This is a genomic window from Lacimicrobium alkaliphilum (assembly GCF_001466725.1).
Taxonomy (GTDB): Bacteria; Pseudomonadota; Gammaproteobacteria; order Enterobacterales; family Alteromonadaceae; genus Lacimicrobium; species Lacimicrobium alkaliphilum_B.
In genome coordinates, this window is record NZ_CP013650.1 from 2499197 (window position 1) to 2522488 (window position 23292).

Genomic DNA, 23292 nt, shown 5'->3' on the forward strand with positions numbered 1-23292 from the left:
ACAGCGCTTCGCTACCTACCGAAGGGAAAGACAACCAGAGCATCATGAGCAGTATTTTCAGTCCCGACCTGCCGGCGAAGGCAGGAGATCATCAGCAATGGGGTAACTTGCAGGGCAGCAGCCTGGCACTGGCCATTGCTAACGCCTCAGAAAGGGTCAAAGGATCGGTATTGCTGATCACCGCTGATACCCCCTCAGCACTAAAGCTAGCACGCGAATTACAAAGTTTTGTCAGCGAGATAGAGGTGAAGATCTTCCCGGACTGGGAAACCCTGCCCTATGATAATTTTTCACCTCATCAGGATATTATTTCCCAGCGCCTGGAAACGCTTTTTCATCTGACTCAGCCTCAACCCTGTATTTACGTGGTGCCGGTCAATACCCTGTTGCAGCGACTGGCGCCTGTGGATTATCTGGCTAAATACCTGCTGTTGCTTGAGCAGGGCCAGCATCTGGATCTGGACAGCTTCCGCCAGGGTCTGGAGCGGGCCGGTTACACGGCGGTCAGTCAGGTTATGAGCCATAGTGAATTTTGTGTTCGCGGCAGTATCATTGACCTATTCCCCATGGGCAGTAAAACGCCCTATCGCATTGATCTGTTCGACGATGAAATAGACAGTATTCGGATTTTCGATCCCGATTCACAGCGCTCTGAAGATAAAGTTGAGCAGATTCGGATGCTGCCGGCCCATGAATTCCCCACCGACAAGGAAGCCATTGATCGCTTCCGGCTGCAGTTTCTGGACAGATTTGATGCCAGCAATGCCCGCGAGTCGGTTTACCATCAGGTCAGCAAGGGGCTGATGCCGGCCGGTATAGAGTATTACCTGCCGCTGTTTTTCGAGCACACTGCCACCCTGTTTGATTACCTGCATCAGGACAGCCTGGTGCTGATGCACGGTGATCTGATCAATGCCGCAGAGTTTTACTGGGCCGATGTGCAGGAAAGGTACGAACAGCACAAATATAACCCGCTTAAACCACTGCTCAGCCCGGCAGAAATCTTCCTGCGGGTGGAAGAGCTGTTTAATCTGATTAAGCAACGCGCCAGAATCAGCGTCGGCCATCAGAGCCTCGAACCCAAAGCCGGCAGAACGAATTTCGCCACCACTGCCCTGCCTGACATCGCGGTTAAGCCTCAGCTTAAAAGCCCGATGGCGTCGTTGCAGCAACAACTTAAGGTTTGGCAACAGCAAGGGGTCAGGGTGCTGTTTAGTGTCGAGTCCCAGGGGCGTCGGGAAAGCCTGCTGGAGATGCTGAAAAAGATCCAGATCAGCCCGAAGGAAGTCTCTGATCTTGGCACTTTTCTGTGTGGTCATCAGCAACTGGGCATCGTTATCAGCGATCTCGAACACAGCTTTATGCTGGATGAAAGTGACGGCCGGCTGGTACTGATCACAGAAACCGAACTGCTGGGTCATAAAATCAGTCAGCGCCGTCTGCGCAAGAAGCAACAGGCCACCGACGAAGCCGCGGTGATCCGGAATCTGGCAGAACTCAATATCGGTCAGCCTGTGGTGCATCTGGATCACGGTGTGGGTCGCTATCTGGGACTGCAAACACTGGATGCCGGCGGTATTGCCACAGAATACCTGACTATTGAGTATGCCAATCAGGCCAAGCTCTATGTGCCGGTATCTTCTTTGCACCTGATCAGCCGCTACAGTGGTGGTGATCTGGACTCAGCTCCCTTGCATCATCTGGGTACCGAAACCTGGGCCAAAGCCCGTAAAAAAGCCGCCGAGAAGGTTCGTGATGTGGCGGCACAATTACTTGATGTGTATGCCCGCAGGGCCGCCAAACCTGGTTTTGCCATCAAGATTAACTGGGATGAATACGAAAGCTTCGCCAACAGTTTTCCCTTTGAAGAAACTGCCGATCAACAACAGGCTATTAATGCGGTGATTCAGGACATGGGCAGCCCCATCGCCATGGACAGACTGGTATGCGGCGATGTCGGCTTTGGCAAAACTGAAGTGGCCATGCGCGCTGCATTTCTGGCCGCCAATGGCGGCAAGCAGGTAGCGATTCTGGTGCCTACCACCCTGCTCGCCCAGCAGCATTACGAGAATTTCAAAGACCGCTTCGCCGACTGGCCGTTTCGTATCGAAGTGATGTCCCGCTTTGGCAGCGGCAAAGAACATAAAGAGATTATTCAGGGACTGAACGACGGCAAAGTGGATATTGTGGTCGGTACGCATAAGTTATTGCAGGATGACGTTAAATTCGCCGAACTCGGTCTGGTCATCATCGATGAAGAACACCGCTTCGGTGTGCGCCAAAAAGAGAAGTTCAAGGCGCTGCGCGCCGATGTGGATATTCTGACCCTGACCGCCACCCCCATACCCCGCACCCTGAATATGGCTCTGTCGGGAATGCGCGATTTATCCATTATCGCCACCGCACCGGCCAAACGCCTGGCGATTAAGACCTTTGTACGCCAGCGGGATAAACAACTGATCCGCGAGGCCATCATGCGTGAAATTCTGCGCGGTGGTCAGGTGTATTTTCTGCACAATGAAGTGGAAACCATCGACAAAACAGCCGCCGAAATCGAAGAAATCGTCCCCGAAGCCAGAGTGGGTATCGGCCACGGTCAGATGCGCGAACGGGATCTGGAGCGGGTGATGTCAGATTTTTACCATCAGCGTTTTAATGTGCTGGTATGCAGTACCATTATCGAAACCGGTATCGACATTCCCTCGGCCAATACCATTATCATGGACAGGGCCGACCATCTGGGGCTGGCACAATTACACCAGTTACGGGGACGGGTTGGCCGTTCTCATCATCAGGCCTATGCCTACCTGCTCACCCCTCATCCCAAGCGCATGACCAAAGATGCCCATAAACGTCTGGAGGCCATCGCTTCGCTGGAAGATCTCGGCGCCGGGTTTGCACTGGCCACCCATGATCTGGAAATCCGCGGTGCCGGTGAACTGCTCGGTGATGATCAGTCAGGCCAGATTGCCACCGTGGGTTTCTCACTCTATATGGAGATGCTCGACAAAGCCGTTGAAGCCCTTAAAGAAGGCAAGGAACCCTCTCTGGACGAATCACTGTCCTCTCACACAGATATCGAACTGCGTATTCCGGCCCTGTTACCCGAGGATTACATCCATGATGTCAATATTCGCCTGTCGCTGTACAAGAAGATCGCCAATTGCAAAAATAAAGACGAGCTGGACGACGTCAGGGTTGAGCTGATTGATCGTTTTGGTTTGTTGCCCGATGCAGCGAAAAACCTGATGACAATAGCCGAACTGAAGCTGGAAGCGAAAAAGGTCGGAATCAGTAAAATAGAAGCCAGCAGCCAGGGCGGATTTGTCGAATTTGACCAGGATACCCCGGTTGATCCCGGTTTTATCATCCAGTTGCTGCAGTCCCAGCCCGCTGTCTACAAACTCGACGGTCCCCAAAAACTCAGGTTCAATATCAAAACAGAACAGCATCAACAGCGTGTTACACTGGTACAGGACATGCTTACTCAATTTAAACGGAAATTACAGGCGGCCTGATGAAGCACCTCATAGTAAAATCAGTATTGCTGCTCGGTATGCCACTGAGCTTAAGCTCTGCCGTACAAGCCAATGACTGGTGGTTTGATGTGGAAATACTGCTATACAAACAGGACCAGTCATTGCAGGCGCTGCAGGAGCACTTCCCACAACCGGCCTCTGTGGATATCAGTGACACGACCGATCTGCTCAGCCCGTTTTTGCGCCCGGATATCAGTGTGTTGCGCAATAGCCTGCCACTCTGTGATGCCCCCTTATCAGGGCACAATTTGCCAGCGATTGAGTTCACTAATACTGAGATCATTGGCTTGCTGAACCAGATTGAGCAAATTAATCAGCAAATTGAAAAGCCTGGCCCTGCATCAGAACCGGTCACGCCAGAAGCCGACGCCCAGATAGTGGGGCAATTGTCGGCGCCGGGTCAGCCGAATCAGGCAGCGCAACAATCAGGATTTAATATCAACCGCTGGCTGCGCAGTGATTGTGTATTAGCAGCAGAGCGCAGATGGCTGAAAGACCTGCTCTTTCCAGCACAAAGTTCTGAAGCCATGATCACCTCTGTACCGACTGTGATTAACGATAAAGAGCGACGATTTAACAATCAGCCCCATCTGTTACCGGCCAGCCAGATGAACCTGAAGGACATCGCCAGAGACCTGCACCGCCAGCGCGGTATTCGCCCACTTTTGCACCTGGTCTGGCGACAACCTGTGTTATTTGGCCGCGACGAAGCAGAGAAATACCGTCTGTTTGGCGGAGTTAACTTTGCCCAAAGTTACGACAACCTTGGTTATCTGCTGCAATCATCTGAACAGGCAGAATCAGAACAAACAGTGACCTCTGAAGCTACAGATACAGATTTAATCAGACGTGTGGAACAGGCTCTGGCCCAACCTCTGATTCTGGCTGAGCAGGATATTGAAGCCCTGCCCCAGGGCAAAAAGGTTGATCAGCTGTGGGAGCTCGATGGCTGGTTTAAAGTGTACCTGCAATATATTAACAGGGTGCCCTATCTGCATGTTGACTCAGAGTTAATCTATCGCGCCGAAGGCCCACCCGGGCTAATGCAACAGTCTTCTCTGGCAACGGAGTCACAATTTATCAGTCAGGACAATCTGTCAGCGGACGAAACTGAAAACCGCTACCAGCTTTATTCCCTGCCTTTTCAACAGCTAAGACGGGTCATCAGCACTCAGATTCATTACTTTGATCACCCCATGTTCGGAATGGTAGTGCAACTACGCCGCTATCATAAGCCTGAGCCGGCGGCAGAGGAGTCAGAATGAAGATTTATACCAGAGGCGGCGATCAGGGCAGTACTCAAATCTATGTGGATAAACCTGAAAAGCTGGATAAGCACGATATCGTACTGGAAACCTACGGCAGTCTGGATGAGCTGAACGCACAACTGGGATTACTGGCCAGTCAGCTGCAGGACAGGGAACTGGCTTTGGTGCAGCAGGTGCAGCAGTGCTTGTTTCAGATTGGTTTTGCGCTTTCGGCCAGCAGCAACCTCAAGGACAAGGATATCAGCAGTCTGGAACAACAGATTGATCGCTGGCAGGAACAGTTACCGCTACAGACTCATTTTATTTTACCGGGCGGCAATTTCAGCGGGGCGCTTTGTCATGTTTGCCGTACTGTTGCCAGACGAGCAGAACGTCAGTTAGTTGCAATGAGCAAGGTCCGGGATGTGCCACCAGTATGCCTTAAGTATCTGAATCGCCTGTCTGACTGGCTGTTTGTATTTGCCCGCTATTTAAACCAGCAAAAGGGTGTCGAAGAGGTTAAAGTTTAAGGCCTGGTGGCAGCTCAAGTATGTTGCTTATACCCGTGCTGCTTTATCACCTGTTGCAGCCCCTGACGCAACAGAGATGCGTAGAGCCGGCGAAACAGAAAAATCCCGCCACTGATCCCCATCAGCATGCCGATAATCCTGACGTAATATTCTGACCAGATAAACTGCGGTACCACTGCCACCAGGCAGGCTATGAGCAGGGTCATAATAAAAAAACAGGCCATTTTCAGGTTCATACCAGGCTGGCGAAAAGCGGCATATCTGGCCTTTGATAACAGAACCATCTGCTTGGAGGGCGGCATCCCTTTGAGCTCGGGGAAATAATTCAGATAGTTGTGCTCCATTTTTCCTCCATGCGTTACAGCAATCTCATTATGTGGCAGTCGTCTCACCCCATGGTATGCACTTTCAGACGTAAATACGCTCTGCAAAACCATAACCGATGATCTGTATCGATACCCAATTCAACGCGCCGATCATCATGTCTCTAAAGGTAAGACGCTAGCGGATCCAGCCACGATGTACAGTACGAAACACATCTGTATCGGCACCTTCGAGCCATTCAAAAGCCAGCATTTCCTTATTGATCAAAATAACCCCGGCCTGCTGCATCCGGGCCAGGGCCTGCTCCTTGTGATCAGGCTGTCGTGAGCCTGTGGCTTCAATCAGAACATACACGCCAAAACCCGCCTGCAACAGTTCCAGCGCCGTTTGCAACAGGCAAACATGGGCTTCGGTTCCCATCAGCACCAATTGTTGGCGCTGACATCGCCGGATACGCTGCTGGAACAGCGGCTCACGCCAGGCACTGAAACTGAGTTTGTTAATTACGGCATTCTCAGGCAAAAGTTCAGCCAGTTTCTCAGTGGTATGCCCAATTCCCTGCGGATACTGCTCTGTTGCCAGAATCGGTACGCCAAGTTGCAGTGCCACCTGCATGGCCCAGGCCGCAGCATTTTCTACCTCGTTACCCGCATCAATTGCCGGTAACAGTTTTTGCTGCATATCGATCAGCAGCAACAGACTCTGTGTTTTATCCAGTAACATAATAATCCACTGTGCTTGTGCTCATTACTGTTAAATGTTGTAACTGATTAGCATATACCATCAATCACAGGAAACCTGATGAAAAATTTGTTAGCCTGATAACATCTTCTGCATATCCACACACGAGCGTATGAGCCCCTCTACTCCTCCACCGCCTGTTCGCACTGCTGTCATCGGCTTTGGACTTTCCGCCAGAGTATTTCACTTGCCCTTTATCCGCACATCGGAGCGCTTTGAGCTGGTTGGTATCAGCACCTCACAAACACAGCAGGTTCGCCAGGCTTATCCTGATGTCGGCATATACAATGATGCAAAACAGCTGCTCAGCCAGTCAGGGGCTGATCTGGTAATTATTACTGCACCAAACCATGTCCATTATCCCCTGGCCGAACAGGCACTGGAAAAGGGCCTGCATGTGCTGATAGAAAAGCCGATGGTGATTGATACCGGGCAGGGGCATGCACTGATTGAGTTGGCGAAACAACGTAACCTGGTGCTGGCACCCTTTCATAACCGGCGCTGGGACAGTGATTTCCTTACCGTGCAGAAACTGATACAGGAGCAACGCCTCGGCGATATCAAAGTATTTGAATCCAGCTTCAACCGGTTCAGACCCACACCGCGCGAGCGCTGGCGGGAGCAGGACATTCCCGGTGCCGGGATCCTCTATGATCTGGGGCCCCATCTGATTGATCAGGCCCTGTGTTTGTTTGGTATTCCACAGACAATCAGTGCAACCTTGCGAAAATCAAGGCCGGGCTCACAGGCGGTGGATTATTTTCATCTGCAACTGCACTATGCCGATAAAGAGATACTATTACACAGCGATCCCTACAGCACCGGGCCTAATCCACGATTCCGGGTCAAAGGAACCAAAGGCACTTATATCAAAGACGGCCTGGATCCCCAGGAACAACGGCTGCGGGATGGAATGTTACCTGATCACAACGACTGGGCGGCGGAAAAGCCCTATGAATACGGTACGCTGTATACCGAAACAGGCAAACAGCGGGTTACCAGCGAATGCGGTGGCTATCAGCATCTTTACAACAACCTTGCCGATGCCATAGTCGCAGAGGCTCCTCTTGCAGTTAGCGCAGAGCAGGCATTGGATGGTATAAAGATAATCCAGCAGGCATGCACTATGCTGAGGTAACAATTTGTCTTTCAGTGCAATTGCCAATATTTAATATGATGATGTTTAAAGCAAAGGCTCTTGGTGTCTTGTTGTTGCTTATCGGACTGTTCAATACCGGTATTGCGGCCGAATTGCCTTTGTCCGAAGTGCAGTTGCACTTTAAACGCTTTTCACTCAACGAAGGCTTACCCTCCGCCTATATCAATACGCTGACTCAGACTGAAGAAGGGTACATCTGGATCGGCTCAAAATCAGGGCTGAGCCGGTTCGATGGCTATGATTTTCTTAATTTCAGACTCACCGATGAACTTGAAGGCACAGGCATCAGTAACGATGTTACCGCGTTGTTGGCCGATGACAGTCATAACTTATGGGTTGGAACCGACAGCGGTCTTCATCATTTTGATATACGCCAGCAACGCTTTACCTCCGTGCCTTTTCCAACAGAGCAGGACTATACCGTACTGACTCTTTACCTGGACGAGACGGATCGACTCTGGATCGGCACAGACAGGGGCCTGTATTATCTCGACACCGGCGCTCAGCCTTTCTCATTGTTAGCACAGGAATCCGTCCGTCAAAGCATTAAATTCCTTGCGCAGAGCGAGGATAAACTCTGGATTGGCAGCAAGTCCGGGTTGTTTGTGAAAGACCCTCAGAGCAATGACATACGGCAAATTATGCTCAGAGAAAACCCTGACTTTGATGTCAGATATGAGCGTATTTTCGATGCGGTTATTGATAAAGGTCGTCTTTACCTGGCTACTGATGGTGACGGCGTGCTGATTGTCGATACGACAACAGAAAAACTGTTGTCTCAACATCTGAAAGACCAGCCTTTTATTCAGTCAAACAGCATCTGGAGCATCAAGAAACAGGGAGAATGGCTGTGGCTGGGGTATTTCTATGATGGCCTGACAGCATGGCAGCCACAGAGCAATGACCATTTCCATAGCCGCTATCACGCGCAGATCAATTACAGTATTCCCTTTGACAACATCAGTCAGTTATTTTTCGATAACCAGGGGCTGCTGTGGATTGGAACCACCAACGGCCTGGCAGTTGGCGACATCAGTAACCGGCATGTTATCCATCTTGGTGAATTTCAGGCATCAGTGATAAGCATCTCTGGTCTGCCCTGTTCAGCGACAATGGGCTATGGTTTGGCAGCGAGAACGGTCTCAATTATTACGACTTAGAAGCCCATAAACTTCACACCTATAAGGGCGGCAACAAACAGGATCAGATACCCCGAACCATTTTATGGTCACTGGCCGACACCGAAACCCATCTCTATATTGGCTCTAATCAGGGACTGCTGAAATTTGACAAGCAAAGTACCGCTGTTTCCCATGTTGGCGTGCCCGATACTGATCTTGAATATGCTCCGGTTTACTCAATAAAACGGTTCGAAAAGGATCTGCTGGTCGCTTTTGACGAAGGAGGACTGGCGCGCTGGGATTTAGAACAGGAACAATACAGCCGTTTTATGGCCAATGCCGCTGACGAATACATTACCAGTATTGTTGAATATGACGGCGGCTATGTGGCCGGCAGTCGCCGTGGCCTGTATCAGATCGACAGGAATCTGACCAAATCTGAGCCGCTTAAACTGCAAAACACCAACTTATCGGTGCAACAGTTGCATATTACCAGCATAGCGGAACATCAGGGTACCCTGTGGCTGGCGACTATGAACCAGGGCATTGTCGCCATTGCTTATCAGGACGAAAGCTGGCAACTACTGCATCACATCACTAAAAAGCAGGGACTGGAAGAAAATCAGATTCGCTCGCTGGTGATAAATGACAGTGGCGTGCTTTGGATCGCCACCGCCACTCAGCTCATGCAGCTGGATATCAACACGCTGCAATTAAAGCATCTTAGCCACCTCACACACTGGCTGAATATGGAATACCATGCCAACGCAATGGCCTTGTCGGAAGACGGCTCCATTGCCTTTGGTGGCAATCAGGGGATATTAGTGTTTAATCCCGGGCGCCTGCCCGTTCAATCCTTCAACCCACCGCTCAATCTTACCGCCTATCAGGTTATGGATGAAACCTATCATCAGACTACCGACCAGCTGGAACTGAAACCAGGGCAAAGCTATATAGCGTTCACCCTTGCTGCACTCAACTTTCTGTCTCCTGAGTCAATGAAGTATCAATACCGGCTCAAGCCGTTACACGAAAACTGGCAAACCATGTCCTCAAGGCAGCTCAGTCTGAGCCAGTTACCTTATGATAGTTATTTGCTGGAGATTCGTGCTGCCGCCAACACGTCCCAATGGGATGGCACAGTATTCCGGCTGCCAATCGAAGTAACCCCACCCTGGTGGTGGTCACCTCTGATGCAGTCAGTGTATGGGGTACTGGCACTCATCGCGCTTGTCCTGGGGCTGTATTACGTTCACCGGCGATTGCTGTCGCTGCGGTTTTTCGCCCGTCATGACAGTCTGACGCAGTTACCCAACCGACATTATTTTCAGCAGATACTCAAACAGCGGATGCTGCAGGCATGCCGTCAGAAATCCCCTTTGGCGCTGGTGTACATGGATCTCAATGCCTTCAAGCAAGCCAATGACCAATTTGGTCACCAGGCCGGTGACAGAATGCTGATACATTTCAGTGAAACCGTACAACAGGCAATCCGGCATACCGATTTTCTCAGCCGCCTGGGTGGCGATGAATTTGTACTAATTCTTGATCAGGTTGAGCAGCGCCAGGCTATTGTTCAACTGATAGAGCGCATACATCAGAGCCTGCAGCAGGGCATAAACTGGCAGCAACAGCATTTAAAGGTAGAAGCCAGCTTTGGTATCAGTCTGTTTGAGCCCTCAGCGCCGGTAAGCGCAGAAGAGCTCATCCGCCGGGCCGATAAAGCCATGTACAACTGTAAGCAAAAACAACTGGCTTATTGCTTTTACCAGCATACCAACACGCCCTGAATAATTGATTTAGTGCTCTGTCGCCTCAGCCGCTTCCATTTCTTTCTCCAGTCGCAGGCTCTCATCGGCTCTGGGTTTGGTAAATCTGGCCAGCGCCAGATACAGCACAGGGGTCAGATACAGAGTAAACACCACTGCCAGCCCCAGCCCACCAAATACCACCCAGCCGATGGCATTGCGGGCTTCTGCCCCGGCACCGGAGGAGAGAATCAGCGGCAGACCGCCAAGAATGGTGGAGATCAGCGTCATCGCGATAGGACGCAGACGAATCTTGGCCGCTTCTTCTGCGGCTTTTCGCACCGTGAAGCCTTTATCCCTTAACTGGTCGGCAAACTCCACCAACAGAATTGAGTTCTTGGCCAAAAGACCAATCAGCATCACCAGTCCGATTTGTGAGTAGATATTGATTGAGGTATTGGTCAGAAACAGCGCAAACAGTGCTGCGGCGATACCAAAAGGCACCGTCAGCATCACCACCACGGCGCTGTTAACACTCTCAAACTGTGCTGCCAGTACTAACAACACAATCACAAAAGCCAGCACATAGGTCAGCATCACCTCCTGAGCGGTTTCCTCAAAGGTCAGCGCCTCCCCCTTAAACACCATATTGACGCCATCGGGAAGGTGTTGTTGAGCCAGTTGACGCAGTGAGTCTACCGCATCTTCCATCGCCACTTCATCGGGCAGATCCATATCCATCTCGATGGCGCGGCGCTGGGCATAGCGCTCCAGCTCAGCGGCGACACCTTCTTCGGAAATATTGGCAAGGCTGGACAAGGGCACCAGATTATTGGATGCAGATTTAACGTACAGATTAGCCAGGTCGCTGGGGTCGTTGATAATCATATTCTGCGCCTGCAACATAATTGGCACAGACTGATCACCCACATTCAGGTCAGCCACATCATCACCATTAATGGCCACTCTCAGGGTGCTGGAAATATCTGACAACGCGACCCCAAGCTCCTGCGCACGACGGCGGTCAATATTGACCCGTAATTGTGGCTGGGTCGGTTTGTAGGAGATATCCACCCTTCCAAGCTGTGGCAGATTCAGCTCAATCTGTTTAGCGAAGAGTTTTGCGGCCGCATAGATTTGCTCATAAGTGTTACCGGTCAGCGCCAGTTCCAGACCGCCTCCCTGCCCGCGCAGATTAAGGCTGTTTGATCCTCCGGCTCTTGCCGGAGCACCGGGAATAGCGGCCAGAGGTTCGCGTATCTCGTCAATAATTTGCTGCTGAGAGCGCTCCCGCTCTTCCCAGTCTTTCAGTGGCACGGTAATAAACACAATGTTGGGATCCCACTGGCCAACCCGGGTGTAAATCGAATCGATCTCACCCTGATTCACATAGGGCAATAAGATCTCCTCCATTTTTCTGGCCTGACGATCCATAAAGTTAAGCCCTACCCCGTCCGGGCCTCTGGCAAATATGCGAATACTGCCCCGGTCTTCTGTGGGCAATAACTCATTTTCAAGCTGAAAATAGATACCCGCGGCACCGCCTGCGGCCAGCAAACAGATCACAAAGGTGGTTTTGGCATGATCCAAAGCCCAGTGCAACGAACGGGAATAGACGCCCAATAAGTAATGACCGGCACCGGCGAATATATGCTCACTGTCTTTTTTCAGCGGCAGCCTCGCGGTCAGCGCCGGCACCAGCGACAGGGCTACGAAGGAGGAAATAATCACGCCGCCGGCCAGCACACCACCAAATTCGCGAAACAACCGGCCCGCCGTAGAGGGTAAAAAGGCAATCGGAACAAATACCGCCACCAGCACGGCGGTAGTGGCCACCACCGCGAAGAACACCTCACGGGTGCCGATGACCGCTGCAGCTCTGGCCCCTAAGCCCATGGCCCGACGGCGCTGAATGTTCTCAGACACCACAATGGCATCGTCCACAATCAGACCGGTAGCCAGCACCAGCGCCAACAGGGTCAGAATATTGATAGAAAAACCCATGGCCCAGATAATCGCCAGCGCACCAACCAGAGACACAGGTATCGACAAGGCCGGCACAATGGTGGCCCGCCAGGAACCGATAAACACCCACAGGGTAGCGATCACCAGCAGGATAGTCAGTCCAAGGGAGGTAATCACCTCAGTCACTGAACCACGAATAAACTCAGCATCGTCAGAGGTCACCTGGAGCGTGATTTCGGGGAAGCGTTGCTGCAACTGCCCAACCATTTTCAGCACTTCGTCGGAGATTTCTATGGTGTTGGAGCGGGCCTGGCGGATCACGCCGATACTTAAAACCGGTTTGCCGTTAAGCCTGACCATAGAGCGGGCATCGGCCGGGCCGAAATACACATCCGCCACATCACCTATGCGGGTGTCACCGCTGATAATGATGTTCTCCACCTGCTCTGCGGTCACAGAAGTGGCATCGGCGCGCACGATCAGTTGCTGATCGGTCGATTTCAGGCTGCCTGCCGGCACATCAAAAGGTGCCTGGCGCAGCGCAGCAGCCACATCGGTCACCGCCAGATTAAAACTGGTCAGACGCAGGGGATCCAGGCGCACTCTCAATACCCTTCGACGATCACCGTTCAGGCGCACATCGGCAACACCGGGAATACTCAGAAATTGTGGTGCCAGATCCGTTTCAACTCTTTCTGTCAGGGTTTCCAGGTCCAGTGTTTCACTGGATACCGCCAGGCTCACTACCGACTGGGCATCGTTATCGGCCTTGATAATGGCTAATTGTTCCACTTCATCGGGCAACCGCCGCTGTACCCTGCTCACCGACTCCCGGGTCTCATTGGCAGCAGTATCCAGATCTGTGCCTGGACGGAACTCCACCACAATACGGGCATTATTTTCTTCACTCTGAGCCCGGATAGATTTCACTCCGCTGACTCTGGCCACCGCGCCTTCAAGATGACTGGTGACTTCCGTATCTACGGTTTCAGGGGATGCCCCCGGAAAGCTGGCCGTCACCGAGACAATGGGCCTGTCCACATCCGGCAGTTCGCGAACCTCCACGCCATTAATTGCCGCAAACCCGGCAATAATAATCAACAGATTGAGTACAACAATGAGTACCGGGCGACGAATAGCCAGTGAAGGTAAATCACTGGTTTGCAGATATTGCTTTAAGCTCATACTGTTTACACCTCAGAAGAGAAGAAAACAGGCTGATCTTCACGAAGACTTTGCACCCCTTCGACGATCAGTAAATCTTGTGGTGAGAGATCCGCAGCCACCAGAATATAGCCCTTAAAACGCTGTTTGATCTGCACATCGACCCGTTTGGCTTTTTCATTTTCCGCTACCCAGACATAAGCACCGGTTTCCCCCCACAACAACGCCGCTTCGGGTACCACGGCGTAGCGATCGCCCATAATTTCCAGGTTTACCCGAAAGCTCATGCCAGGGCGATATTTGTCTTCACTGTTATCAATAATCGCCCTGACTCTCACCGTGCGGCTTTGAGCATCAATACGCGAGTCAATCTGGGCCAGCGCGGCGGGTATACTCTGTGAGGGGTTATTCCAGGGCCGCAGCGTCAGAGAGCTGTCTGCCTGTAGCATATTCAGTGCGTCTTCCGGGGCCTGAAAATGCACATAGAGTTCTTTCCTGCTGTCGATACTGGCGATGGCCGTCTGCAGATTAATCCGGTCTCCCACTTCCACATCCGTCAGCCCCATTACCCATCAAAGGGGGCCTTAATAAACCTATCTTCCAGCTCAACCTCAGCCTCACTAAGTTCCACTCTGGCGATATTGCGCAGTGTTATGGCATCATCCAGCTGACTCTGCGGCACCGCCCCCTGCTTACGGCTCTCCTGCAAACGTTTGACGGTACGCTCGGCGTCTGCAAGTACAATCCTGGCCCGCTCCAGGGCCACCTTTTGCCGTCTGGCATCCAGCTCCACCAGGACATCACCGGCTTTGACCCAATCCCCTGGTAAGAAATGCACCGCCGTCACTCTGTCAGCCACGGCCGGATACAGCACCACGGACTTGGTCGCTTCCGCTGTGCCGACGGCTTCAACTCTGGAGCTCTGACGCTCAAACTGCACCGGGCTTACCACCACCTGAACCTGACGGGCTTCGGTTGACTGCGCCTGTGCAGCACCGCTAATCAGAAAAAAAATAGACAGGCTGCAAATTAGCGACACCGGTGACAGTTTCATTCAAAATCCTCGGGAAAAATTAAAATACAGGGGAGGTACGCACTATGCCACAGAGATGATCAACTTCTTACAGGGGATACGACCAACAGGGGATCAGACTGGACGACCTGCCTTAATCTGATCAATTCCCCGTCAAAACCCGATTATCACACCAGCACCAGATACACCACTGCAGTAGTGACCAGTGCAATCATCACATTCAGCACCATCCCTTCTTTGGCCATAGTACGGATAGAAACCTTGTCGGTGCTGTAGACAATGGCATTGGGCGCCGTGGCGACCGGTAACATAAAGGCACAGCTTGCACTGATGGCCGCCGGTATCATCAGCAACTTGGGATCCACACCCACTGCAATCCCTGCGGTAGCCAGAATCGGCATCAGCAATGTTGCGGTGGCCGTATTAGAGGTAATCTCGGTTAAGAAGGTGACAAACAAACAGAGTGTCAGGATCAGCAGAATCAGTGGTAAGTGAGATAACCCTGTCAGGGCTTCACCCATGGCCACGCTTAAGCCTGAGCTGTCAAAGGCCTTTGCGATACAAATACCACCGGCAAACAGCAGCAACATCCCCCAGGGAATGTCATTGGCGGTGTTCCAGTCCAGCAGTTTTTCTCCTGGTATCTTACCCGTTGGTGTCAGAAACATGGCCACCACGCCCGCCAGCGCAATAGTGCTGTCGCCCACCGCATCAAGTCCCAGCCAGGCAGTCCAGTAAGGCCGGAAAATCCATGCCATAGCCACGGTGGCAAACACCATCAGCACCCGCTTTTCCTCGCTTTGCCACTGCCCTGCCTGTGGCAATTGCAGATTATCCAGACGCCCCAGCCCACGGGTCAGCCACAGCGCCATCAGCGGAATACCGATCAATACAATCGGCATACCAAAACGCATCCATTCGAGGAAGCTCAGTTCCTGCCCCTGCACTTCGGCATACACGCTCATAAAAATAATATTCGGCGGTGTACCAATGGGCGTGCCCACCCCGCCAAGGCTGGCGGAATAAGCAATACCCAGTAAGATTGCGGCGGCCAGACGGGGCTCCTGCAGTCGCTGGATCACAGCAATAGCAATAGGCAACAACATCAAAGTGGTCGCGGTATTGGAAATCCACATGGATAAAAACGCTGCGGTCAGCATAAAGCCCAGTACCAGCCTGCGCGCACTATGGGCGCCGGTCAGGCTGACCATGTAAAAAGCAAAGCGGCTGTGTACATTGGATTTTTCCAGCGCCTTTGAAAGCATAAACGCCCCCATCAGCAGGATAATCACGTGGCTGCCCAGAGAGGATGCCGCCTGCTGATGGGACAATACACCAGTCAGAGGAAAGGCAGCAAAGGGGATCAAAGATGTCGCCGGGATCGGCAGGGCCTCGGTGATCCAGTAAAAGGCGGTCAGCAAGGTAATACTGGCGGTCCAGACAATCAGCAGAGGCTGACCCTGCCAGTACAACGCCAGTCCAAGTGCCAGAGCCAGCAAGGGCCCACTGAGTATCAACAGGGCCTTAGTCTGCATAAAACGCCTTGAGGGCTTGCTGAGCCCTTTGCCATTGTGGGGACTGCTGAAGCTGTTGCAGATCAGAAGTGCTGCTCTTAGCCATGGCGCTCAGTCTCGGGTTATGCGGATAATTGGTGTCCAGCCGGTCTAGTACCTGAATCGCGCCTGCCCGGTCATTACATACCAGCAGCATGTCGCAACCGGCACCCAGTGCGGCGCTGGCGCGATCTTCAAAGTCCCCCACTATCACGGCACCCTGCATGGACAAATCATCAGAAAAAATTGCGCCATCGAATTTCAGTTCTTCACGCAGGATGTGCTGCAGCCAGCGCCGGGAGAAACAGGCCGGCAACTTATCCACTTCGCTGTAGATAACGTGGGCGGGCATGACTGCATCCAGCACACCTTGTTGTTGCAGATTAACAAACACCTGCATATCCAGGCTGCGAATCTCAGATTCCGCTCGCTTGTCCACCGGCATAGCAATATGGGAGTCCTCCAGCACACTGCCATGACCGGGGAAATGTTTACCTGTGGTCTTCATGCCGGCGTTGTGCATACCTTGCATAAACCGACCCGCCAGTAGGGTGACCTGCTCAGGTTGTGACGCAAAGCTGCGATCGCCAATCACCTCAGAGATCCCTCTGACATCCAGCACCGGCGCAAAGCTGATGTCGATATCCAGGGCTAACACCTCTGATGCCATCAGCCAGCCAAACTGTTCGGCCCAATTTCCGGCTATATTATTGTCGCCACCGGCTTTCTCAATCAAGGCACCCATGGCTGGAATCGCACTGAACCCCTCACGAAAACGCTGTACCCGTCCGCCTTCATGATCCACTGCAATCAACAGAGGTTTGCCGGCAGCGGCCCGGATTTCCCTGATCAGTTGCTGTAACTGAGCCAGACTTTCAAAATTGCGGCTAAACAGGATCACACCACCGGTCAGGGGGTGCGCCAACAGTTCCTTTTCTTCCGCGGATATCCGGCCGGCGGCCAGATCCAACATCAATGGGCCCATAGATTTAACGTATTGATATAAAAGAGGCTTACTTTACGTGATTGACGCTAAAAGGCAAAGCCATGGCAACACCTCTGGAGTCTGGGAGGATTGCAGGGCTATACGCAGGAACTCGCCTCAAAGAGCTTTCAGAAAAGCCTCCAAAGAACAAACAGGTGAGCTGTTAATCGGCAATATCTGTGCTAGGGTTATTGTGAACTTTTTCAAAAGGAGCGATCATGTCAACAGCTACAGACAACGATATCAAGGAACTTAAAGAAGAGCTCAACAGCCTCAAGTCGGACATCTCCGCACTGGGCAAAACTTTATCAAAGTTCGCCAGGGACAGCGCTAATGACGGACGTGAAACCCTGCGCAATGCAGCGGAACAGTCAAAGAAACATGTCCAGGAAGGTTACCACACCGTAGAAAGGCAAGTAGAAGAGCGGCCGATGACCAGTCTCGCTATAGCACTGGGGCTCGGCTTTATCCTTGGCCGGTTACTCGATCGCTAATGGCCGTTATGCAGTCCTCTAATGCTACGTTCAGAGCGATGCAATACCAGTGCTGAAACGTTTTAAGAAAAAGCTTGAAACGCAGGCAATTGCGTCACTGATCATCGTGCCGATGGTCTTTTTTGTCATCGCGTTTCTGGCTCTGGCGTGCTACCTGAGCTTGCGCGAAACACTGTCTCCGCCATTATCGGCACTGGTTACTGCTGCCGCTGGCATTGTAGTGATTGCGATTGTGCAGGTGCTTGCCAGATTCTCATATCGTCGTTCGACACTGAGACGACCTCCGCCGCAATCCCCGGAGCCGGAACAGGAGTTCGAGAAACTTTTACTCGAACACGCGGATCCGGTGCTGGCAAAATGGATAGGTGATAATCCGGATAAGGCCGCAATAACGACCTTATTACTTGGCGTGGCAGCAGGTTACAGCGAAGCGGTGCGACGGGCATTGCTGGATATGTACATGCGTTACTCCGAAGCTGAAATACAGCGAAGGAATGCCAGCGAAGGGGATTGATGCTTGCCGGTCAGACCTCAGGCCGGCAATCAGGCCGTCTGTTCAAAGTCAGGGTTTAATTCATCGAACTGAATACCAATACTGAGTAAATTGTCCTGATAGCGTGAGTTTCGGACTTTACCAGGCACTTCTCTGTCCACCGATCCATCTTTACTGAGCAAGGTGATGATAACAGGCAGCAGATTAACCTTACGTCCGGTGTGAGACTCATCGAACTGAAAGCGACAACCGCCGGGTGAGATATCCTGCACAATGCCATCGAAAGGCTGCCCTCGCAGCCCGTTTTCACCAAGCATTCGGATCGTCGCACGTACATGGGCGAGCTGGCGTTTCTTTTCACGCAGCGCGCGGCGGTGTATTTCCTTGGGAAAATCGAGAAATAGCAGGCGATCCGGCCGACGCATCATATTGACGATTTCGGTTTTAAAGGCGAAACACTCTCCGAGGCTGTCCTCTATCAAAAAGCGACAGATGGCCACCATCCCGGCCACGCCTTCATGCTGGGGAAAGTTACCGTCTTCGAAACGGATAATTACATAGCGACCAAATCGATAACCCACCATTTCACTGTGGAAACGGCTGTCGAAATGGTCGAGAAACTGTACTTCAAGCCTGGTACCTACGGCCACCTGACTAAACCAGTCCTTGTCCTGTTCAGAAAAAGTCTGAACAACTACCTTTTGCATATAAGCCAGCCTGTTGATCCCTTACCAATATTTAGCCTAGCAGAATTACCTCTTTGCAAAATCTAAATTAAATAAAAATTCCAATTTCCACAAGCACAAAGAATATTTATTTACCAGGGAAGGTTGTCTCCGTTGGCATGCCAGAAACTACCGCTGTTCTGAAGTGTCAGGTCATCGATCCGCTTAATCAGACGCTCAGCCGACACCTCTGGTGATACATCACCGCCGTAGCTGACCATTTCTGTCTGCACATAGCCCGGATGCAGCAGTGCCACTGCAATCCCCCGTGGCTGAAGATCTCTTGCCAGTGAGACACCGGCCGCATTCAGCGCCGCCTTGGACATACGATAACCGTAATAGCCACCAGAGCCGTTATCAGCCATGGAGCCCATACGACTGGTGATCATGGCCACCTTAGAGCCCTTGTGCAGATGTGGTGCAAGAATCTGTGTAACCAGCAACGGGCCAAGGGCGTTAACCCTGAACTGCTGTTCAATACTTTGCGTATCGGGATTTTCCAGTGAATCTCTGCCCAGTACCCCGGCGTTATTAATCAGCACATCAATTTGCACGCTCGACAGAGGTGACATGGCCCGGGCCAGATTATCCGCATCGGATGCCACATCAACACCTTCAACCACCTCTGCGCCCGACTCATGCAGTTCCTTTGTCGCCTTGCGGCATAAGCCGTAAACCTTATCGCCACGATCAAGATAATGTTTTGTCAGGGCCAGCCCGATACCCCGTCCTGCTCCGGTAATTACTATGGTCGCCATAATCTTCTCCTTAGCAATATTCGCCATTAACCATTGAGTATACGCGCAAGATCTGCCGGTGTGTCTATACCCGCTGGCGGAGTTTCGGCGGCGATATCCACATGAATTTTTTCACCGTGCCAGAGCACCCGCAACTGCTCCAGCGATTCAATCTGCTCCAGCCCGGAGGGTGTCATATTCACATACTGACGAATAAAACCGGCACGATAAGCATAAATACCGATATGCCTCAGGTAATAGTCCCCCACTTCATCAATATTGTCTTCATCCAAAAAACGACTGCGATCATAGGGCACAGTGGCTCGGCTGAAATACAGCGCATAGCCGAGTTTGTCGGTCACCACTTTTACCACATTAGGATTAAACACCTCTTCCACCTCTCGCAGCCTTACCGCCAGGGTGGCCATTTCAGCCTGCGGGTGAAGATTGAGATTCTCAGCCACCTGCTGGATATTTTCAGGCGGAATAAAGGGTTCATCGCCCTGCACATTCACCACCAGTTCATCGGCGTCCAGCTCGAGTATGTCCACCACCTCGGCCAGACGTTCGGTGCCGGATTCATGATGCCTGGACGTCATACACACCTGACCACCAAAATCCCTCACCGCTTCAGCGATACGCTCATCATCTGTCGCCACAATCACCTGAGCGGCACCGCAATCAAGCGCCCTTTCTACCACACGCTGGATCATCGGCTTGCCATGAATATCGGCCAGCGGTTTGCCCGGAAAGCGGGTCGAGCCATAACGGGCAGGAATAATAACGGTGAATTTCATGGTTGTTACTTACCTTTAAGTTTTTCCACTTCTTCACTGCTCATTTGTCTTGCTTCATTTTCCAGCATCACCGGAATATTATCGCGCACGGGGTAAGCCAGGCGATCAAAGCGACACACCAGCTCGCTCTCTTGTGCGTTCCAGTACAACGCCCCTTTGCAAACAGGACAGGCAAGGATATCGAGTAATTTCTTGTCAAAGGCCATGGATTCTTTCCAGCAGTTGTTGTTTGAATTGTTCAGTTAACTTAGCACTTACCGGCAGGTACCACCATTGAGAACTGGCGAAGGCACGGCATTTGACCGCATCTTTTTCTGTCATTAACACCAGGTCATCGGGGATATCTCCCGCCTTAAACGCATAATGATCCGCATACACCCGTGTTTCTTTCAGTTTCACCTGACGGTGTCTGAGCAGATTAAAAAAGCGCTGGGGATTACCAATGCCGGCCAGGGCAATAGCGGGCTTTTTCAGTGCCGACAGCGGCTGGGTTTTACTCGGGTATTTGAGATTCACCAGTTGCCCGGTTTCCAGCGACATCAGGTGTTCACCCGGTGCAGCAATGCCGCCATTGACTACCACAAAATCTACTGTCGATAATCGCCACTTTCCCTCGCGCAGCGGCCCCATGGGCAGTAAATGGCCGTTGCCCAGACGGCGTTCGCCGTCCATCACCAGAATTTCCAGGTCACGAGCCAGGCGGTAGTGTTGCAGCCCATCATCACAGAGAATGACATTACAATGATGTTTTTCAACCAGATAAGCGGCCCCTCGCACCCTGTCAGGATCCACCACCAGCGGGCAGCCCAGATGCTGACGCATCAGTACCGGCTCATCCCCCACTGTGGCCGCATCACTGTCTGGCAACACTGTGTATGGGTAAGCCGGGGCCTTACCACCATAACCACGGCTGACCACTCCGGGATGATACCCTTGTTGCTTCAGCCACTGGCACAGACGGATCACCAGCGGGGTTTTACCACTGCCGCCCACCGTAATATTTCCCACCACAATAACCGTTGCACCCACCTTATGGGATTTTTTCAGGCCAGTCCGGTAACACCAGCGCCGCAACGCTGAGACCAGATAAAACAACAGCGCCAGCGGCGCTAACAACCACAGCCATATGCCGCCCTGATACCAGGCTTTCTCCAGTGCCGTCACTAAATACTCAATCCATCTTTAAATTGCAGTTTATGCAGTTGTGCATAAGCGCCATTTTTTCCAGCAACGTTCTATGGTCGCCCTGCTCGACAATACACCCCTGATCGATGACCAGAATTTTATCGGCATTCTCGATGGTGGATAAACGATGTGCCACCACCAGGCTGGTGCGGTTTTGCTGCAACTTGTCCAGCGCATCCTGAATCAGGCGCTCAGATTCTGTGTCCAGCGCTGAAGTGGCTTCATCCAGAATCAGAATTGGCGCATCCCGGAGGATAGCGCGGGCAATGGCAATACGCTGTCGCTGGCCGCCAGAGAGCATCAGACCATTCTCACCAATATTGGTATCCAGCCCTTCTGGCAAATCTTCAACAAACTCCAGCACATGGGCGATACGTGCCGCTTCAATGATATCCTCCCTGGAAACCTTATCTTCAGCCCCATAGGCAATATTGTTAGCGATGCTGTCATTAAACAGCGTCACATGCTGGGATACCAGCGCAAACTGGCGGCGCAAATCTTCGAGATTGATCTTATTAAGATCCTCACCATCGAGCAGAATACGGCCCTGCTCCACCTGATAGAATCGGGTCAGCAAACTGGAAATGGTCGACTTGCCGCTGCCGGAACGGCCCACCAGTGCCAGGGTCTGACCGGCATTGATATCAAAGCTGATGTCTTTGAGGGCTTCCTGCTCTTTGCCCGGATAGCTGAAGGTGACCTGATCAAACAGAATATCGCCTCTTGCCCGATCAAGATGCAACGAACCGGTATTGGGCTCAGGCTGCTGATCGAGGATCTCAAAAATACTGCCACAGGCAGCCATACCACGCTGAAATTCGCTGTTTACCGTGGTCAGTTGCTTCAGGGGTTTTAACAGCATGGTCATACAAAATACCACTGTGGTGAAGATACCGGCGGTAAGTTGTTCGAGCATATCGGGCAGGCTGGAGATATACAGCACCACCGCCAGGGCAATGGAAGCAATAACCTGAATCGAAGATTCGCTGAACAGCCTGGACACCACCAGCTTCATATTTTGCTGGCGGTTATGATTATTGCGCTGATCGAAGCGCTTTTTTTCCATTTCCTGACCACCAAACATCAGTACCACTTTATGACCCTTTATGACCTGTTCAACGGTACTGGTCAGATTGCCCATGGCCTGCTGAATACTGCGGCTGACAATACGAAAACGCTTGCTGACCACATACACAATTGCCGCCACCACCGGGCCGATCAGCATAAAGATCAGCGACAACTGCCAGGAGTAGTAAAACATCACGCTGAGCAGACCAATCACCAGTGCCCCTTCGCGAACCAGTGTCAGCAGGGCCTTGCCCGCGGCATTAGTAACCTGTTCAGTGTCATAAATCACTTTGGAAATCATCTGACCGGATGAATTGCGGTCATGGAAGGCCACCGGCAGGTGAATAAACTGATCAAACAACTGGCGACGCATTTTCATCACTACCTGATTGGCGATCCAGGCCAGGGTATAGGTACCCATAAAATTGAAAATACCGCGCAGAATAAAAATCGGTACGATCAGATAAGCGGCCATGCGCAGATAACCAAAATCCCCTTTAACCAGACTGTCGTCAATCAGAGGCTTTAGCTGGGAAAACACAAAGGCATCCACGGCCGAGTATCCAATCATCCCGAGAATCGCCACGGCGAACGCCAGCTTGTAGTCTTTTTGATAGCGCAGAAAACGCCTGAATACCGTAGGTGAAGGCTTATTTTTATTCATTTATTCACTATTTGGCAGGC

18 protein-coding genes and 2 pseudogenes are annotated in these 23292 nt (G+C 51.8%); 8 read left to right on the forward strand and 12 right to left on the reverse strand.

Features of this window, described 5'->3' with window-relative positions:
- The first annotated feature begins 44 nt into the window (after positions 1 to 44).
- Genes mfd through AT746_RS11395 form a run of 3 tightly spaced genes read left to right on the forward strand, consistent with a single transcriptional unit; the run spans position 45 to position 5316 of the window.
- Positions 45 to 3518, forward strand: a complete 3474-nt coding sequence (gene mfd, locus AT746_RS11385; RefSeq protein WP_062480396.1) for a transcription-repair coupling factor — start codon at positions 45 to 47, stop codon at positions 3516 to 3518.
- Complete coding sequence (locus tag AT746_RS11390; RefSeq protein ID WP_062480399.1) at positions 3518 to 4804, forward strand: CsiV family protein; 1287 nt, start codon at positions 3518 to 3520, stop codon at positions 4802 to 4804. Before mfd ends, AT746_RS11390 begins: the two co-directional genes overlap by 1 nt.
- Entirely contained in the window at positions 4801 to 5316 is a 516-nt protein-coding gene (locus AT746_RS11395; RefSeq protein ID WP_062480401.1) for a cob(I)yrinic acid a,c-diamide adenosyltransferase, read from the forward strand. The genes AT746_RS11390 and AT746_RS11395 overlap by 4 nt, the downstream gene beginning before the upstream one ends.
- A gap of 14 nt (positions 5317 to 5330) precedes the next feature.
- On the opposite strand, the gene AT746_RS11400 is transcribed toward AT746_RS11395, so the two are convergent.
- Positions 5331 to 5660, reverse strand: a complete 330-nt coding sequence (locus AT746_RS11400; protein ID WP_062480403.1) for a hypothetical protein — start codon at positions 5658 to 5660, stop codon at positions 5331 to 5333.
- A gap of 157 nt (positions 5661 to 5817) precedes the next feature.
- Complete coding sequence (locus tag AT746_RS11405) at positions 5818 to 6363, reverse strand: isochorismatase family protein (RefSeq protein ID WP_062480405.1); 546 nt, start codon at positions 6361 to 6363, stop codon at positions 5818 to 5820.
- Between the two features lie 130 nt (positions 6364 to 6493).
- On the opposite strand from AT746_RS11405, the gene AT746_RS11410 reads away from it, so the two are divergent.
- The 3 genes from AT746_RS11410 (at position 6494) to AT746_RS11420 (ending at position 10451) form a co-directional block, all read left to right on the forward strand.
- The gene (locus AT746_RS11410) at positions 6494 to 7519 is read left to right on the forward strand and encodes an oxidoreductase (RefSeq protein WP_062480407.1); all 1026 of its coding nucleotides are present in this window, start codon (positions 6494 to 6496) and stop codon (positions 7517 to 7519) included.
- Between the two features lie 35 nt (positions 7520 to 7554).
- Positions 7555 to 8700, forward strand: a complete 1146-nt coding sequence (locus tag AT746_RS11415) for a ligand-binding sensor domain-containing protein (protein ID WP_197414250.1) — start codon at positions 7555 to 7557, stop codon at positions 8698 to 8700.
- A 161-nt stretch (positions 8701 to 8861) separates the two neighbouring features.
- Positions 8862 to 10451: a GGDEF domain-containing protein gene (locus AT746_RS11420; protein ID WP_062480411.1), complete on the forward strand. Its 1590-nt coding sequence runs from the start codon at positions 8862 to 8864 to the stop codon at positions 10449 to 10451.
- A 9-nt stretch (positions 10452 to 10460) separates the two neighbouring features.
- Here the strand turns inward: AT746_RS11420 and AT746_RS11425 are convergent, their stop codons facing one another.
- The 4 genes and pseudogenes from AT746_RS11425 to nagZ form a co-directional block, all read right to left on the reverse strand.
- Positions 10461 to 13559, reverse strand: coding sequence for an efflux RND transporter permease subunit (locus AT746_RS11425; RefSeq protein ID WP_062480413.1), 3099 nt, complete (start codon positions 13557 to 13559; stop codon positions 10461 to 10463).
- A 5-nt stretch (positions 13560 to 13564) separates the two neighbouring features.
- Positions 13565 to 14592 (reverse strand): annotated as a pseudogene (locus AT746_RS20285) (efflux RND transporter periplasmic adaptor subunit).
- A gap of 146 nt (positions 14593 to 14738) precedes the next feature.
- Positions 14739 to 16106 (reverse strand): SLC13 family permease, encoded by a 1368-nt coding sequence (locus tag AT746_RS11435; RefSeq protein ID WP_062480415.1) that lies wholly within the window; start codon positions 16104 to 16106, stop codon positions 14739 to 14741.
- Positions 16096 to 17109, reverse strand: a complete 1014-nt coding sequence (gene nagZ, locus AT746_RS11440) for a beta-N-acetylhexosaminidase (RefSeq protein ID WP_062480417.1) — start codon at positions 17107 to 17109, stop codon at positions 16096 to 16098. The genes AT746_RS11435 and nagZ overlap by 11 nt, the downstream gene beginning before the upstream one ends.
- A gap of 218 nt (positions 17110 to 17327) precedes the next feature.
- Here nagZ and AT746_RS11445 point away from each other — a divergent pair, with 218 nt between their 5' ends.
- Both AT746_RS11445 and AT746_RS11450 read left to right on the forward strand, forming a co-directional pair.
- Positions 17328 to 17603, forward strand: coding sequence for a DUF883 family protein (locus tag AT746_RS11445; protein WP_062480419.1), 276 nt, complete (start codon positions 17328 to 17330; stop codon positions 17601 to 17603).
- A gap of 49 nt (positions 17604 to 17652) precedes the next feature.
- Complete coding sequence (locus AT746_RS11450; protein ID WP_062480421.1) at positions 17653 to 18117, forward strand: hypothetical protein; 465 nt, start codon at positions 17653 to 17655, stop codon at positions 18115 to 18117.
- Positions 18118 to 18146: 29 nt separating this feature from the next.
- Here AT746_RS11450 and AT746_RS11455 read toward each other — a convergent pair whose 3' ends face one another.
- The 6 genes and pseudogenes from AT746_RS11455 to msbA form a co-directional block, all read right to left on the reverse strand.
- Positions 18147 to 18803: a PilZ domain-containing protein gene (locus tag AT746_RS11455; RefSeq protein ID WP_062480423.1), complete on the reverse strand. Its 657-nt coding sequence runs from the start codon at positions 18801 to 18803 to the stop codon at positions 18147 to 18149.
- A 110-nt stretch (positions 18804 to 18913) separates the two neighbouring features.
- A complete protein-coding gene (locus AT746_RS11460; protein ID WP_062484166.1) occupies positions 18914 to 19579 on the reverse strand; it encodes an SDR family oxidoreductase in 666 nt (221 codons plus the stop codon).
- A 26-nt stretch (positions 19580 to 19605) separates the two neighbouring features.
- The gene (gene kdsB, locus AT746_RS11465) at positions 19606 to 20355 is read right to left on the reverse strand and encodes a 3-deoxy-manno-octulosonate cytidylyltransferase (RefSeq protein WP_062480424.1); all 750 of its coding nucleotides are present in this window, start codon (positions 20353 to 20355) and stop codon (positions 19606 to 19608) included.
- Between the two features lie 5 nt (positions 20356 to 20360).
- Positions 20361 to 20561, reverse strand: a complete 201-nt coding sequence (locus tag AT746_RS11470; protein WP_062480426.1) for a Trm112 family protein — start codon at positions 20559 to 20561, stop codon at positions 20361 to 20363.
- On the reverse strand, positions 20551 to 21519 hold the full coding sequence (gene lpxK / locus AT746_RS11475; RefSeq protein ID WP_062480428.1) for a tetraacyldisaccharide 4'-kinase: 969 nt from the start codon (positions 21517 to 21519) through the stop codon (positions 20551 to 20553). The genes AT746_RS11470 and lpxK overlap by 11 nt, the downstream gene beginning before the upstream one ends.
- Positions 21519 to 23272, reverse strand: a pseudogene (msbA, locus tag AT746_RS11480) (lipid A export permease/ATP-binding protein MsbA). The gene lpxK and the pseudogene msbA overlap by 1 nt, the downstream one beginning before the upstream one ends.
- Positions 23273 to 23292: the final 20 nt, after the last annotated feature.